The sequence below is a fragment of the Arenibacter sp. S6351L genome, assembly GCF_023016025.1.
GTDB lineage: Bacteria > Bacteroidota > Bacteroidia > Flavobacteriales > Flavobacteriaceae > Arenibacter > Arenibacter algicola_B.
Window position 1 is genome coordinate 1 of the sequence record NZ_JALKBB010000022.1, and the last position, 16412, is coordinate 16412.

Annotated in this window: 14 protein-coding genes; 5 read left to right on the forward strand and 9 right to left on the reverse strand. The window is 37.7% G+C overall.

Annotated features, from left to right (window positions below):
* Positions 1–265 precede the first annotated feature (265 nt).
* The gene (locus MWU82_RS16655; RefSeq protein ID WP_247097233.1) at positions 266–979 is read left to right on the forward strand and encodes a DUF3732 domain-containing protein; all 714 of its coding nucleotides are present in this window, start codon (positions 266–268) and stop codon (positions 977–979) included.
* A 214-nt stretch (positions 980–1193) separates the two neighbouring features.
* On the opposite strand, the gene MWU82_RS16660 is transcribed toward MWU82_RS16655, so the two are convergent.
* From MWU82_RS16660 to MWU82_RS16695, 8 genes are read right to left on the reverse strand one after another with little or no spacing between them, the layout of a single operon-like run.
* On the reverse strand, positions 1194–2015 hold the full coding sequence (locus MWU82_RS16660) for a DUF4138 domain-containing protein (protein WP_247097234.1): 822 nt from the start codon (positions 2013–2015) through the stop codon (positions 1194–1196).
* A gap of 12 nt (positions 2016–2027) precedes the next feature.
* Positions 2028–2960, reverse strand: a complete 933-nt coding sequence (traM, locus tag MWU82_RS16665; protein ID WP_247097235.1) for a conjugative transposon protein TraM — start codon at positions 2958–2960, stop codon at positions 2028–2030.
* On the reverse strand, positions 2950–3564 hold the full coding sequence (locus tag MWU82_RS16670) for a conjugal transfer protein TraK (RefSeq protein WP_247097236.1): 615 nt from the start codon (positions 3562–3564) through the stop codon (positions 2950–2952). Before MWU82_RS16670 ends, traM begins: the two co-directional genes overlap by 11 nt.
* A 32-nt stretch (positions 3565–3596) precedes the next feature.
* Positions 3597–4439 carry a hypothetical protein gene (locus tag MWU82_RS16675; RefSeq protein WP_247097237.1) on the reverse strand — a complete coding sequence of 281 codons (843 nt, stop codon included), beginning with the start codon at positions 4437–4439 and terminating at the stop codon, positions 3597–3599.
* On the reverse strand, positions 4439–5095 hold the full coding sequence (locus MWU82_RS16680) for a conjugal transfer protein (RefSeq protein ID WP_247097238.1): 657 nt from the start codon (positions 5093–5095) through the stop codon (positions 4439–4441). The genes MWU82_RS16675 and MWU82_RS16680 overlap by 1 nt, the downstream gene beginning before the upstream one ends.
* Entirely contained in the window at positions 5092–7506 is a 2415-nt protein-coding gene (locus MWU82_RS16685; RefSeq protein WP_247097239.1) for a TraG family conjugative transposon ATPase, read from the reverse strand. Before MWU82_RS16685 ends, MWU82_RS16680 begins: the two co-directional genes overlap by 4 nt.
* Entirely contained in the window at positions 7493–7777 is a 285-nt protein-coding gene (locus MWU82_RS16690; protein WP_247097240.1) for a hypothetical protein, read from the reverse strand. The genes MWU82_RS16685 and MWU82_RS16690 overlap by 14 nt, the downstream gene beginning before the upstream one ends.
* Complete coding sequence (locus tag MWU82_RS16695) at positions 7777–8064, reverse strand: hypothetical protein (protein ID WP_069858945.1); 288 nt, start codon at positions 8062–8064, stop codon at positions 7777–7779. The genes MWU82_RS16690 and MWU82_RS16695 overlap by 1 nt, the downstream gene beginning before the upstream one ends.
* A 202-nt stretch (positions 8065–8266) precedes the next feature.
* Here MWU82_RS16695 and MWU82_RS16700 point away from each other — a divergent pair, with 202 nt between their 5' ends.
* Complete coding sequence (locus tag MWU82_RS16700; protein WP_247097241.1) at positions 8267–8929, forward strand: N-acetylmuramoyl-L-alanine amidase; 663 nt, start codon at positions 8267–8269, stop codon at positions 8927–8929.
* Between the two features lie 245 nt (positions 8930–9174).
* Here the strand turns inward: MWU82_RS16700 and MWU82_RS16705 are convergent, their stop codons facing one another.
* Positions 9175–9774, reverse strand: a complete 600-nt coding sequence (locus MWU82_RS16705; protein WP_247097242.1) for a sigma-70 family RNA polymerase sigma factor — start codon at positions 9772–9774, stop codon at positions 9175–9177.
* Between the two features lie 190 nt (positions 9775–9964).
* Here MWU82_RS16705 and MWU82_RS16710 point away from each other — a divergent pair, with 190 nt between their 5' ends.
* The 3 genes from MWU82_RS16710 (at position 9965) to MWU82_RS16720 (ending at position 16387) form a co-directional block, all read left to right on the forward strand.
* Complete coding sequence (locus MWU82_RS16710) at positions 9965–11140, forward strand: FecR family protein (protein ID WP_247097243.1); 1176 nt, start codon at positions 9965–9967, stop codon at positions 11138–11140.
* A gap of 221 nt (positions 11141–11361) precedes the next feature.
* Positions 11362–14865, forward strand: a complete 3504-nt coding sequence (locus tag MWU82_RS16715) for a SusC/RagA family TonB-linked outer membrane protein (protein ID WP_247097244.1) — start codon at positions 11362–11364, stop codon at positions 14863–14865.
* Between the two features lie 37 nt (positions 14866–14902).
* Entirely contained in the window at positions 14903–16387 is a 1485-nt protein-coding gene (locus MWU82_RS16720; RefSeq protein WP_247097245.1) for a SusD/RagB family nutrient-binding outer membrane lipoprotein, read from the forward strand.
* Positions 16388–16412 lie beyond the last annotated feature (25 nt).

The following is a 16412-nucleotide window of genomic DNA, read 5'->3' on the forward strand; positions in this document are numbered from 1 at the left end:
CAAAGACCGTTTCGGGGAAGAATTCTTCCCCGAAACGACCAATATTAAAGAAAAATTGTTGAATTTAGAGATGTCCTAAAAAGGGTAAGGCTACAAGACTAGCGAATATGTCAAAAAATTAGTTACTGTAAGTGAATCGATAAAACAAAAGGCAAGTAGTTCAAATGAAATTAGAAAAGTTCTTGATAAAGAAATACTTGATTTAGATAAGAATCTTAAAACAAAAGAAGATAGTCTTAATAAAGTTAGAACAGAATTAAATGGATTGCAACGAATTGATGCAAAATATAAATCACAGAATCAATCATCAAGTTCCGTACTTAGGTTTATAGGAGAATTGGAAAGTAAATTAAGTGATTATGATACTCTATTTAAAGATAAAGGTCTATTAGATAAATTACAGATTCTAAGAGGACGCATAAGAGATTTAAGGAGTATAATAGATAGGGATAAAATAAGACAAAAACTAAAGAACGCAATAAACCGTATACAGTCATCAATAGAACATTATTCGAAAATATTTAAAGCAGAGAGAAGTGAAGACCCTGCGGAACTAGATATAATAAATTTAACCCTTAAATTTTTAGGTAATAGAAGAGAAGATTTTCTTTGGGAAATAGGAAGTGGCTCAAATTATATGGCCTATCATATATCTACTGCACTAGCACTACAAGAACTTTTTTTAAGAAATGACTCACATCCAGTCCCAAATTTTTTATTCTTTGACCAGCCAAGTCAGGCCTATTTCCCTGAACTTAATGCACAAGAAATTATAAAAGGTGATGATATTGAAAGAGTCAAAAGAATTTTTAAAGCCTTAGATGAGGCAATAGTAAGAACTAAAGGTAATTTACAAATTATAGTTTTAGAACACGCTGGTTCCGATGTTTGGTCTGAATTTGATTCTGTACATAAAGTTTTTAGATGGAGGGATGATGAGGAAGACAAAGCATTAATTCCGGATAAATGGTTAATTTAATTTTGGCCTAAGAGAATTTAGTAAAAACAATAGGCGAGAAGAATGGCCATAATCTAGAGCTGATAATACAGTTTATTAGTGTTCAAACAGTTTCAATCAATTCAGAATAGCTAAAAGTGTTTAGTTGTTTTCTAGAATTCAGCCAAATAAGCCGTACATTGATTCTATAACCACCTGAAAATTTTAAATAGAATTTTTCCCCTTAAATTTAAAGTTATTTTCTAAGTTTAATCACATCCCTATTCCCATTCAACTCTTCCAACTTAACCATTAGCTTCTCACGTGCTCCCAGAGTAAATTTAGGATACACACATACAAAATGTACTTGCTGGCCTTTAAAGACCAATTGTGGCATTTTAAATTTATATATAGGGGACAAGAGGAGTTCCTGGTAGGAAGCCTTTCGTTTTTTATTGCCGTTCACTTTATACAGGTTCAAGGTGTTGATCTCAAAATCAATTTGGGAATCGTTGTCAATTTCAAAGACTATGTAGACCTCGTTAAGATAATAGATACTTTTCGCCATACGGATAGTGACTCCATCCTTATATTTTATTTGATCAAAGGGCTTGGGGTTTCGGAGCAATTGTGCGCACAGTTTTGAATAGTCCACGGATTTATCCGAGGTAGGGATGGTGTCGGAATCTACCAAGGAAATATTTTTTTGAGGCAATATGAAGGGACCAGTCCTTTCATTGCCTATACGTTCGGAGTCAGCAATGAAATAATTGAGCTTTTCTAGTTTTTGGGAATATCGTAATAAATATGAATATACCCCACCATCCTGGGTTACTACCAATAGATTGCTTTCCTCCCCTGGAGTGGCCTGCAGCAGTCCAAAGTACTGTGCTTTTTCCCTATTGAAGCTAAAGGCGTAATTGTGGGATCCTGTGATTCCCTGTCGAATGGGATCGGGAAAGAATAGGGAAACGGTCTTTTGTTCATTGGCATATATGGTGTCGATGACTTTCGCATTTTGTCCTTCCAAAGAGGCCATAATTATCAGGAGACCGAGCAAGGGTATCGATTTTTTCATAGGTGTAAAAATTTATTGCCCCTTAGGAGCTTTTAAAATGAGTTTAAAATTGTTGAGCACAGCCACTTTTGTTCTTCTATTACCCCGCTGGAAAACTTTTTTAATACCGCTTACTTGGGGTACGCCAGCGATATTGATATCGTCCAGGACATCATCAACCACCTCGTTTGCCACTTCGCCCTGAAAACTGTTCTCCACATAAATGCCCTCCAGTCCGTCTTGCAGATCGAAGGCCTTGAGCTTAACAGGGATGTGATTTATATTATCAATTTTAAGTAGTGTCCTGTTGGGCTTAAAACTGACAATGCCATAGAGTAAAGTATTCTTTGGAATTTTTATGGTCCCCAATTGTATTTCTTGAAGTAGGCGCAGCTGTAATCGGCTGTTTGCCCGAACCACTTGACTGCCATCCACTTCTACTTTAACAACGGGGGGATTGGGAACAAATGATAATGAATTGGATTTTGGATCCGCAGCAAAAAAGAGCTGATGCTCCAACGCCAGTTCCTTGGTAGAAATGGGTTGTTCGGCATCAACTTCAATAGTATCATTCTTTATGGGTGCATCCACTCTGGCTTTTTTTGTTTCCACATTTCGGTATCTGCTCTCGGAATAGTCGATACGGCCTTGGCTGTAAATGCTATCAACTATGCGCTGTTTATCCTTGTCCATAAAATCGGGATCATATACTCCGGTAGAATCCAAAAACCTTTCATCATATACGCTGGGTGCATTTTTTACACGGTCTTCAGGAATATTATCTACAGCTTCAAGTTTGGAATTGTACTCCTTTTGCTGCTCTTCCAATTTAGGTACTTCGGTCTGTTTCAAAGACTCCTCAGCTTCATCTTCATTGTTTAATACGATCATAGTATATCCCCCAATGAACAGTACAATGACCAATATTACCGAACCAAACACGATCTTGTTCTTTTCAATTTTCATCCTGTATTTTTTTTAAAGAGTTCTCGAAATAGTTGGTAATTAAAAGCCCGTGGGTGTTTTTAGGAAAGTTGCGGTCCACACGTATCAAATTACCCGTAGTCACCAATTCGTAGGTATCCGTTACCTTGCCCCGATTGATCTCGAATAGGGTAGTAGTACGGAAAGTATAGGGTTCTTGGGAGAGCTCTATTTCGGATTCGACTTGGAGTACCTTCTGGACCAAGGAATACTGCAATAAGCGGTTATAGACCCCATCCGATTTTTTCTGTCTGTAAAGGGCATCTACCGAATTGTTGCCCAACCAAAGTGCCTTCTCCAAGTTCTTTTCATAATTGCTAGGATCTATATTGTAAAAGTAAATGTGGAACAATTCCAGATGGGACAATACTTCCACCCCCAGATTTTCTTTTTGGGCGACCAATTTTAAGGGTATCACGTTCCCATCGGTATTGACCATAAACGCCTTGTTGATCGTTTCCCTGTGTACTTTGAGAACTACACATATGGAAACAATACATGTCAATGATGCGCCTATGACTACGGACAAGACGATAAAACGATTTTGTTTGAGGATGCTGTAAATATTTTTATATGGTGTTTTCATCAGTGGCTTTTAATTGTTTTTTGCGTTATACTTTATATACCGCTAAATAGTTTCAACGTAAACGAGATGGCCCTACGGTACAATTTGAATTTTAAGAACACAATAAATCCTATGGACCCTAACTGTATTACTGGCGCAAAGAATTGACTCCCCCAGTCCGTTCCGAACAGACTGGACCAAAAGTTGGTGTTCAGCTCGGTATATAGAAAGTTGACAAATACATTGACCAAGAAAAATGCCGGCACTAACATGTAAACCCCTGCATAGAGCTTAAAGAAGTTGTATGCCAATGACCTAAACTTTTCAAATACGGCCAGGCTAATGACTAGTGGAAAAAAAGCCTGCATTATCCCAAGGAGAAAGAAACGTTCTGCCAAAAACAAAGGATAGATGAACAGGTCCATCAACCAAAGAAACAAGCCGATTATGAACGCCAAAATCTTTAGGCCAAACAATGGGGTCACCAAAGCCTCATATAAAAGTGCCATGGCCTTTTTTGCTGCTTCGATCGCCCCAACATCTTGTTCAATGTCAATCTCCTGCATCTGCAAGGGAAGGAGAGCAGGGGCGGTGTCTCTATACTGAGACTCTACGGCCACCAAAATAGAGTCGAAAACCCCCAACACCTGAGTGGAAAAAATGACTATAATGATTACAGCAAAATTCTTGGCCAGTTCGGCAGGGGTCAGCCCCCAAGTATAACCTTCGTTATTGGCTACACCTTCATTGTACTTTTTTAGGATATTGATCAGGAAAAATAATACGGCAAGGGTCTTCATTCCCGTAATGGTGTACTGGGAGAATTCACTGTTCTTAATCGCTTGAAAAACAGTGTCCACATATTCCAGACCTATACCTAAAAAAATGTCCGACATTAATACTTGGCTTCGCGGTTATTAATCTTGTCCTGCATTTCCCTAAAGGCGATTATTTCTCTATAACGGCGTGTTTTGGCCTCGATCTCTGCCACCATTTCCTTGGATTGCAGTTCCTTTTCCTTGAGGATAGCAGCCCGTTCGGCATCGGTCATTCTCAGGTTGTCACTGGAAAGCACCTCTTCTATATAATCCATGCCGGACAAAGAGTTTTCTATAATGTCGTTGAAGGAATCCGAGATACGGGTAACTTCTTCAGGTTTGATATAGGGAGAGTTGAAAATCTCCCTCAGGTCGTCCTGTACGAAATCGAACAGACGTTGGTTACTATTGGCGAGTTCCTTTACAGCCTTTAGTTGTTTGATCACATCATTGACCTTATCCACGTTTTCCTTCTGTTGTTTTAGAAATTTGACAGTCTTCAACAATTGTGAGGTCTGTTTTCCTGATTCCAATAAGGATTTCATGAAGGAAATGAAATTGGTGTTGTCGTAAACCGGCACGCCCTGGGCCGTGGCACGGCCGGGCATTAATATGGCCATGGTCAGGGCAATGACCATGGTAAGTACGCTTTTCTTTAAGGTTTGTTTCTCATGTGTTTTACTCACGGCGAATCTATTGCCGAAGTGTTCGTGAATTTTTTTTGAAAATTTCATGCTTTCTTGTTTTTTGTGTTAATAAATTCGGTTATAGCTTTCTCCATATTATTGGTATTTTCATAAATCCGCATTATACGGGCGTTTTCTTCGCCATCCGTTAAATAGGCGGCATAGACTTCAGGGGGTACTTCCAATCTGAAAATGTTGCTTTCCTTCCCAATCTTGATAAACATTTCGGTGTACTTGCGTGGTCCGGAAAGATTGTTCTTGATGGATTTCAATTGGTTTAGGTCATGGCTGGAAAGGTTAAGTCTGTTCTTCAGTTCCCCATATCCCTTTTCATTGTTCAGGCTATAGATCACCTGGGTGTTTTCCAGTATGCTCGCCGAAGTGGAATTGTTGGGCAATTGGTTGATGGATTGCAGGATGATACCTATGGCCCCGTTCTGTTTTCGGATAGCCTGATAGTAGAATTCAACACTCTCCAGAACATTTTCGAATTTTAGCTGTTTGGCAAACTCATCGAAAAGGATGATGCCTTTTTCCGCTCGATTTTTCCAAATGCTGCGTTGGATGGCGGACTTGATCAGTTTTAACATTACCGAGAGGATTTCCTTATTGTCCTTTACTTCGTCCAGTTCAAAAACGATCAAGCGTTTATCCTCGATCTTAAAGGTCTGATCCTCGCTGACCTCGAACAGGAAGCTGTACAGTCCATTACCAACATATTCGGACATAATGTGAAGGAAGTCTGGAATATTGAAGTAATCGGCTTGAATTTTAAGTTGGTCCAACAAACTCTTCTGATGCTCCTCTATAAAGCGATAGAAGCTGTCCAAGGAATGGTTCACCTTAACCATCTGATAAAAATACAGCAGTATCTTTTTAATGGAGACGGACTGGGCCTTATTAGCCTTTAGCTCGGAGGCCAACAATTCAAAAAGGAATACCGACAGATCTTCCAATCGCTCCGGGGTAAGGTCTTCGGGGTTATGAACGTAAAATGGGTTGATGCCTAGGTTCTTCCCGCTCTCATATCTCAGTACAGTGTATTGTTCGGGATAAAGCTTTGCAAACTTAGTGTAGGACCCTCCAAGGTCGATGATGACCAGCCGGACGCCCGCCTCGAAGTATTGACGGAGTATATTATTGGCCAAGAAGGACTTTCCTTCTCCCGTTGGAGCGAAAATGGCAAAATTCCTTGCTTTGATACGCTTTTTCCTTTCATCCCAGACATCCTTTAAGACGGGGATGTTGTGTTCCCGGTCATTGAAGATTATCCCCGTAGCATCCGATTTGTAGTTGCTATTGTTTATATATAGGCACAAGGCATGTTTCAGGTCGGTCACGTAAAGATCCTCGTCCGAGAAATTGGGGGAGAAACAGAAATAACTATTGAGGATATAATTTTTGCGTTCCTCCCCCCTGGGGTAGTAGGGGACAATATCAAGTTCTTTGAATTCGGTCCTTATTTTCGAACCTATTTTGGCAAGGCCCTTGGCTTCGGAATCCCAAAAGATGACATTGAGATGGCCCCGGATTATTCGCGAGCTGTCATCATTATTGATCTGGTCAAGGATCTGTTGGACCTTTACAAGTGTTACTTTGTTCTGGGAACCGAAATTGGAACTTTTGTTGAGTTCTTCGATCTTCTTGTCCAACAACTTGCGCCATTTATGTTTATCGTCCAGGTAGATGATCTGGTTTACGATATGATTCTCGTTCAACGAGAGTCCTATCCCATCAATAAACCCTTGATGGAATACAAAATCGTCCGAGGTAAACCGTTCGTTGGTCTTGCTGCTCAGGACATTCTCCCCAAAGCAAAGCTCACTGTTTATGGCCAAAACATCAAAGAGGTTCTCCCCGATGGAAATCTCAGATCTGTCCAAAAGGATATCTGTATCAATACCCTCATTGAACCCATTGAAATAATTGCCGGTAATGGATAGGATTTCCTTTTCGGCCAAAGGAACAAACTGTATTTTTCGACTGTTGTTGATAAAGGAAACGGAATCGTTTACGGAGTCCATAAAACTTTTAATATGATCGTCCAGTTCCTGGGGAATCCTCTGGGGAACTTTTCGGAACGGGTTCACATATTTGGCGTTGTTCAAGGTTTTGTTCTTGGTAAGGATGAAAAACAGAAAGCACCTATGTTCTATGTACTCGCGTCCTTTGAAATGCCCATGTGTAGCCTTGGCCAAAAAGGTGGTGTTGGGCAAATTTTCGGAAGTGAATTGTTTCTTTAAATAAACATCCTGTTTGTGGATCACACATCCGACCGGCAACGATTTGATGGCCTGGAACCAGGTACCATGAATATCCTCAAAATCTTTCTCCGAAAGGGAATGGATTTCTGGCAGGGAGCCTTCATAACATAGGATTACATTGCCATTATTGGCAAAGACAATATTGGATCTAATATCCACAATAGGATGGTGTGCCGATAGATTAATCTTGTCCATAATTAAGTAATGACGATTTCTTATTACTGATAATTTTTGGGAATACCCCCCAAAGGGTAATTGGTTGGGGGTTGTTCGTAATCCTGATTAAGCCTATATAGAGCGCAGCATTGAATACCAATACACCCATGATCATTGCAAGGCTGAATGAGAAAATGATGACCATTAAAGAACCGACCACGCAAATCATTTGTAGGGCAAAAAAGGAGATCGACAGGCCAAATATCACGGCCTGTTTTCTGATGTTGCGATATACTTCGAACCTTTTCATTAAACAACTATTCCTATTAAGTAAGTAAAGATGCCTACTACGGCCCCAGCGATAAGGACAAAGACCAGTACCCTGGTAATACCTTTTTTGAGATCTGAATTTTCGCCAAAGAAATGGCCGGCATTGAACAGGAAGCCGATAAGGAAAATGACACCTAGGATAATGGGGAAGATTGTCCTGATGGTATCCGAGACATCATTAACGGAGTCTTCAATTCCCCCAATTTGGGCAAATGTGGATCCTGTGGTCATAAGTAAGAGTAAAAGAGTTTTAATTGGTTTATTCATGACTGTTCGTTTTTTAATGCCTTCCAAATAATATTGGAAAGTCTGATGATGAACTATTTGTTATGGAATTTCTAAAGGATGGTAGAAATCGATGGGAATCGAATAAATTTTAACAGTCGAAAGCGTTAAAATTTCACGGATTAGAGATGATCTAGGGAAAACGATGAAAATTGTGCAACACGCACTTTAAAATTCGTACAGTATGAAGCATTTTTGGATAGTTTGCCTTTGGATGTCATTTGCCCTGTTTTGCAATACCACAACAGCACAGGAAAATGGAAGACAAATAGTAATTTTAGATCCCGGACACGGGGGAATGGATTCCGGCGCGATTGGAATTAATGGAATAAAGGAAAAGTTTATTGTTTTGGAGGTTGCGAAAGAGGCAATACGTTTGAACAAGGAATTGTTTGGTAATACCCTGGATATCTATTTGACCAGATATAACGACACTTTAATTTCTTTGAGTGATAGAACCAAGTTGATAAAAATTTTGCAACCTGATGTTTTTATTTCTATTCATTGCAATCAGGCTGAAAGGAAGGCGGCCCAAGGAATTGAGGTTTACGTACAGCAAGCAAATGCTACCATGAACTTAGATTTGCAATCAAAGTCTGAAAACTTGGCCGAAGCAATCCTGTCTGAATTTGATATAGCTTTAGGATTTAAAATTAGGGGATTGAAATATGCCAATTTTCAGGTGCTCCGAGAAACGCAGAACATTTGTCCAGCGGTGCTATTGGAGGTGGGGTTTTTATCCAATAGGGAGGAGGCGGGGCATAGTATGAAGAAGGAGAGTATTAGGGGGTATGCGATGGTGGTGCTTCAAGGACTATATCAGTTAATAGCTACAGAAAATTATTAAAAATCTAGTTAAGCTATTATGAAATTTTATCTGAAAATATGTATAGAGTTTAATTGAATTATTTACTGAATTATAGTGTTGGGTAAAGCCTTCCGATCGATACTAAATTAGAATGCAGCCCAAAGTGTGGAGAGAGTATTACAATCACGCACCGGCTTGGTTAGTATTTTAGAAAAGGAATCCAAAGGCCTTTCTAGGGCAGAAATTAATTCCCAAAACGAATGTTATTACCCTTTTTATTTAATTTAGAATCGACTTTTGTTTGTATTTAATCCCAGTAATAAAAACAATACAGTTTTAATTTTATCTTTTAATTTTTCACGTACTATTCTAATAGCTTTCCCCATTTGTTTTTCTACGGTATTGACAGAAACATTTTGAAATTCAGCAATTTCAATATAGGTAAGCCCTTCTTTTTTATTCAATAAAAAAGTTTCTTTACATTTTGGGGGCAACTGTTCTATTGTTTTCATTACCATAGTTATGAGTAACTCTGTATTATCATCACCTTGTGCCTCAAGAACAGAATCCAAACCTTCAATATACTTTTTTTCCAACGCGGTAATAGCGATATCTTTTCGATATTGATCAACAAATTCATTGTAAACAGATTTAAAAAGGTAGTTTTTAATAGAAATATTAGAATTTAATTTTTCACGTTGCTGCCACATTCTAACAATAACATTTTGTACAATGTCTTCCGATTTATAATCATCCCTTGCCAAGTTTCTTGCGTAATCACATAGCTTTTCATAATAGAGTTCTACCAGATAAGTATATGCTGATGTATTACCTTTTTTTAGGTGTTTGATTAGTTTTTTTTCGTCGGAATATTTTTTTGCCATTGGAGGAAATGGATTTGAATCTTAACAAATATATTTTTTTTTCCTATATAAATGGCGGTATAACAAATATAGCTTCGTTATATGGGTATCAATGAAGTAAAAGATTGGATTAGAATTTGAATAAAAGTATTTTTTTTATAAATGAATGGTGGTATAAGGAATTTAGCTTCGTTATAAGGTTATACATAATATGAAAGAAGAGAATAAAAATATTGAAGATTTAATCATTAAGTTTCTAACAAAAGAAGCTAATCTTGATGAGCTTAGGAAACTAGAGTTATGGATATGTAATCCAAAAAACGAAACCTTGTTTTATGAATATATCAGGACCAGTGCATTTATAAATATGACTTTAGGCACGTGTGACAAAAAGGGAGCGAAAGCAAATATTGAAAGTCGCATAAAAAAAGAAAAGAATAATTTTCGGAACAATTCCAAGATAAAAAATATAGCAAAATATGCTGCGGTTGCCGTTATTGCTGCACTTTTGACCGCAGCTTTTATTTTTAGGGATCTATTGTACAATGCCCAATCAATTATTACTCCAGTAGTTGTAAATAGTAATATAAAACCGGGTACAGATAAAGCTACTTTAATACTTGAAGACGGTTCTGCCGTAGTATTGGAAAAAGGTTCATCTTTCCAAACGCAAAGCATAAACAGTAATGGAGAACAAATTGTATATAAAGCACGAGAACAAAATCCAAAAGAAATTGTATACAATATACTGAATATTCCAAGAGGTGGACAGTTCTATTTAAAATTATCGGATGGAACTGAAGTATGGCTGAATTCTGAATCGCAATTAAAGTATCCCGTTGCATTTTTGGACGGTAAGACCCGAAAAGTAGAACTCGTTTATGGAGAAGCCTATTTTAATGTGTCCCCTAGCACGGAACACCAAGGCGCAAAATTCGTGGTCGCTAATAATGCCCAGGAACTTGAGGTGTTAGGGACTCAGTTCAACATAAAGGCCTATAAAGATGAATCGAACATTTATACAACCTTGGTCGAAGGTAAAGTACAGGTAAACACCTCAACGTTTAAACAAATATTGGTTCCAAATCAACAGTCAAAATTAAATGTTGTGAAGAACGAAATATCAGTCGAAATGGTAGATGTTGAAAATGAAATCTCATGGATAAAGGGTGTTTTCAGTTTTAAAGGAAAAACACTAAAAGATATTATGAAAGTAATATCTAGATGGTATGATGTTGATATAGTTTTCGAAAATAAAGATTTGGAATCTATAAAATTCAAGGGGACTTTGGATAAAAACCAAGCTATTGAAGATATTTTATCAATTATGAAATCTAATTCAATTAATAATTACGAAATAAAAGATAAAAAAATCATTATTCAATAATTATAAGGGACGATATGTGAAGAATGCTATCAGTGGATAGATAGCAAACATATTATAATAGCCAATAACCATTAACAAATAAAAATATATGCCTATGATGTAAATTTCAATTATAAAAAAAAAGGAGGATAAAGTTTAACCCGCAAAAGTTTATAGCTCTAACCCCCTTGGAATTATTACCAATTAATTAAAATCTTAATCAACCAATAACACACAAATTTATGAAATTTAAATTGACCAAGGGCTGTTTTCTGTATAGAAAACGTCTATTATTGATCATTATGAGAACATTCATTTTCTTATGTTGCGCAACTGTTTTTGCATTAACACCAAACAGTCTCGTATCTCAACATTCTAAAGTTAAAATAGCAACGGATGAATCATTAACTGTTGACGAAGTTTTTGACCTAATTATGGACCAGACCGAATATAGATTCTTTTATGAAGAAGGCATATTTAGGGATTATCCTAAGGTTCAAGTGCAAAAAGGGCGGATTAACACTAATACTTTGCTGAAACAAAGTCTGGCATATGGGAATCTTAGCATTGAGGTAACGTCAAATAATACAATCCTTATAAGCGAAAAATCTGCAAATGGTAAACGGTTGGGACAGCAGGATAAGGTAATTCAATTCAATATTTCAGGTACAGTGACAGATGAGGATAACACTCCGTTGCCAGGTGTAAATATATTGATAATGGGCACAAATGTGGGGGTTGTCACTGATTTCGATGGTTTTTTCAGCATTAATGCCGACAAAGGTGATCAACTTTTGGTTTCCTATCTAGGGATGGAAACCCAAAAGATTACAGTGGGTGAGGTTCGGGTAATTAAAATTATCATGAAAGAATCGGAAAATTCTTTGAATGAAGTGGTTGTGACGGCATTGGGTATAAAGAAGGAGAAAAAAGCACTTGGATATGCGACCCAGGAAGTTAGTGCTGAAAAACTAGCTGTAGCGCCTTCAGTAGATATTGCTTCCAATCTGTCCGGTAAAGTCGCTGGTCTTCAGATCAATACCTCAGCTACCATTGGAGGTTCTTCCAGGATCGTGCTTAGAGGGGAAAATTCATTGAGTAGAGGGGGTAATGACGCTTTGATCGTGGTTGACGGCGTTCCAATTAATTCGCAAAGTTCAGTGGCAGGAGGTGTTGATTGGGGCAATGGGTTATCTGACCTTAATTCTAACGACATTGAGTCTGTCAATGTGCTCAAAGGTGCATCTGCAGCGGCCTTGTATGGTTCTAGAGCAGGTAACGGAGTAATATTGATTACTACTAAGAAAGGAAATGTGGACAAACCATTCTCAGTAGATTACAATAATTCTACAATGTTTGAAAGCTTGTTGTCCTATCCGGATACCTATCAATATGAATTTGCTGTTGGAAGAGGAGAGGGTAGAGGATTGTATACAGGAAGGGGCGTGTACAACCCGGCACCTTATGATGAATCCTGGTCTTCTGAAAAGTACGATCCAAATAAATATATTGAATGGTGGTATTCTCCTACGTCAAATGGTTTTAGAGCGGGCGATTTGGATATACCAAATAAAGGTAGAGTTCAAAAATTACCTTTTATATCATCAGGAAGAAATAATTATGAAGAGTTTTTTACAACAGGGCATGCACTGTTTAACAATATAGCCGTTTCCTCAGTAGGGGAAAAAACAAACGCTAGGTTCTCTTTTGAGAATATGAACCAAAAAGGTATGCAACCTGGTACAGATTTGAAAAGAAATAGCCTATCAACTAATATATCTTCTCAACTTGGGGATCAGTTGAAGCTAAATTTTGTAATTAACTATGTAAATACGAAAAGTGATAATAGACCTCGGCAGCATTGGGGTCCAAATTCTATCAATTATGTATTGACCTGGATGATGCCCGGAGTACGTATGGACCAGTTGAGGGACTACTGGCAGCCCGGATTGGAAGGTTTGTCTCAAATCAGGTGGCGAACCGGTCACAACAACCCTTATTTTTTAGCACATGAAGTAAAGGCTGGCCAGAATAAAAACAGGATGTTCGGTAACATTAATCTTACTTATGACATCACTAAGGATTTATCGTTGTTCGTTCGTCATGGGGATGATCTTATTTTTGAAAAAAGGACTGAAATATTTCCTTTTGGACTGGCTAGTGGCGATCCAAGTTACAATGAAAACAGGATGGACACACGCGAATCCAATTCGGATTTTTTATTGAGTTATAATGGAGCAAGGGACAGAGATTTTCAATATGACTTGAGTGCTGGAGGAAATTTAAGAAATGTAACGTATGAGCAATTGTCTGCCGGATCCTCCAAATTATTGGTGCCTGGAATTTATTCCCTTAATAACTCTGCCGTTCCCAATTGGACTTCTGAATTTGACTCTAAGAAAAGAGTATATTCTATTTATGCATTTGCCAACTTGAGTTACAGGAATTGGGCCTATTTGAATTTGACGGCACGAAATGACTGGTCCAGTACGTTACCAAGGGAAAACAATAGTTATTTCTACCCCTCTGCTACCCTGAGTTTGTTGTTGAGCGAGGCTATGCAACTTCCAGGGGCTATTAATTATCTAAAGTTAAGAACAGGCTATTCCCAAGTGGGTAAGGATACAAGTCCGTATGCATTGCAAAATACTATTTCTAATGATGGCCAATATGAGGGATATGTTGGTTTTGATTTGCCTTCATCCTTGGCAAATCCTGATTTAAAGCCGGAAATAGCTACAGAAATGGAATTTGGATTGGAGACTAAATTGTTTGGCGGACGTATAGGATTGGATATTACATATTACGAACAAGAGACGGTTAATCAGGTGATTCCTATAACTTTACCTTATTCTTCCGGTTATAATAGTCGAATGACCAATGTTGGGAAAATCACCAATAATGGTATTGAGATGATGCTAAATGGTAAAATTGTGGACACTGGAGATTTTACATGGACCACCAATATTAATTACTCCAAAAACAAGAATAAAGTCGTAGCCCTATCCGAAGGATTGGAACAATATTCTTTAGGAGGTTTTGGGGACAATGGAGAGGAGTTAATTGCTAGAATTGGAGGACCATTATTTTCAATTTATGGGTATAAACAGACTCAGGTAGATGATCCAAATAGCCAGTATTTTGGTGAGTATGTTTATTCACCTAATGGGGCCCCACATAGGAAGGATGAACTGGAGTATTTGGGCAACGCTAATCCTGATTATCAAATAGGATTTAGTAATTCTTTCAATTACAAGAATATAAGTTTGGATTTTCTTGTTGATTTGAAGCAAGGTGGTATAGCCTATTCTGCGGCGACCAATATTATGTACGGAGGCGGATACAACCAGGAAACCGCAAACTGGAGAAACAATGGTGTTGGAGGAGAGGGGGTAATTTTGAACACCAACGGTTCATATACTGAAAACAACATAGTTTTAAGTGGTAATGATATAAAGAACGTATGGGTGAGCCCTTGGCGCAAAATTAGTACCAATAACTTTTACGATGCGAGTTATGTGAAATTAAGGGAGTTTAGCTTGGCTTATACATTTTCAAAACAAATACTCGAAAAAGTACCTTTTGACCGGGTTAAGATAGCCTTGGTGGGAAGAAATCTCTTCATTTGGGATAAAATGCCCAATCAGGACCCAGATGTATATTTTGAAGGAATTCCAGGTTATACCGGAGGATATACGTATCCAACCAGTAGAACTTATGGTATGAGTTTGAATATTTCCTTCTAATTGAAGTACACAGTTTATTAACAATAAAATATATACAATGGATACTAATAAATATATTAAATATCTAGCAGTACTACCTCTGTTATTTCTTGCATTGGCATGCTCTGATGAGTTAGAGGAAATTAACGAGAACCCCAATTCGGCTACCGATATTCAGGTAGAACGAATGTTATTGGGAATTGAAAGGGAACTTTCAAGGGATTATACAATAAATTCTTTTGACATAACCAATAGATTTGTTCATTATACCGAGTTTCCAAGCAGGTTGTGGGATGCCTTTTTAGAAGAGAGAAGATCAGAACAAGATTGGTGGGTTGAAAGTCACTTTCAAGAGTTGAAGAATGTCAACTACATTATTGATAATGCAGGAGAAGGGGAAGAGGATTTTAAAGGAGTTGGTTTAGTCATCAGAGCTTGGATGAATTACATACTAACTTCATATTATGGTGATATTCCTTTTTCAGAGGCCGGCAAGGCAGCTGATGGAATCAACCAGCCGAAATATGATACGCAACAACAAGTCTTCGCCGGTATTTTAGCAGACCTAACCGAGGCCAATAAATTAATAGGAAGTGGATCGTTAGGATTAAATGGTGATTTTTTATTGGGTAATGATGAGTTAAAATGGAATAAATTTTGTAATTCGCTTAAAATTAGGGTTTTGATAAGTCAATCAAGACAAATTGATCCTAGCGCAGAATTGACCAAAATGTTGAATGATCCCACCACTTATCCAATTATGGAAAGTAATGAAGATCAACCTACTTGGACTTATAATGAGGAATACACTTATCCAAGGAATATGGATGGCACATTCTTCGTAGATGACACTTACCTTGCTGAGGATTTTATAAATAAGTTGTTGGAATTTAATGATGAAAGGATAAAATTTTATGCCCAAGAGACTGAATTGTCTACTCCTAATGGGTATGCCGGAGTTGTTTCAGGTTCATCGGACCAACCACCGCTAGGTGAGGTTTCTCGAATTTCTAAGTTGATTTTTGAATCAAAAGAAAATTTTGCCTTGCAAACTGTATGGATGTCATATGCAGAACTAAATTTTTTATTGGCGGAAGCGGCCGAAAAAGGATGGGTACCAGGAGGATCATCTGTAGCAAAGGATTATTATGAAAAAGGTATAAAAGCTTCTTATACTTACTGTTATGACAGACAAAATGTTGGAATGGAATTTGGTGCAATAATTCCTCCCATGACGGCTTGGAACAGTACTTATTTATCTAATGATGGTGTTGCGTATATGGGTGATACCAATCACAAATTGTCTTTGATAGCAACTCAGAAATGGTTGGCCCTGTATAGTGATATGGAAAGTTATTTTTCATGGAAAAGAACGGGTCTGCTAGACCTAAGCTTTAATCCAAACGGACCTAATGGCGGAATTAAACCAATGCGATATAGATATCCACAAAATGAGCGGATTTTTAATGAAGAAAACTATATGGAGGCGGTAGCAAAACAAGGTCCTGATGAATGGGATACCAAAATGTGGATTTTGAAATAATTTACCCTATATGGATAACATTTAA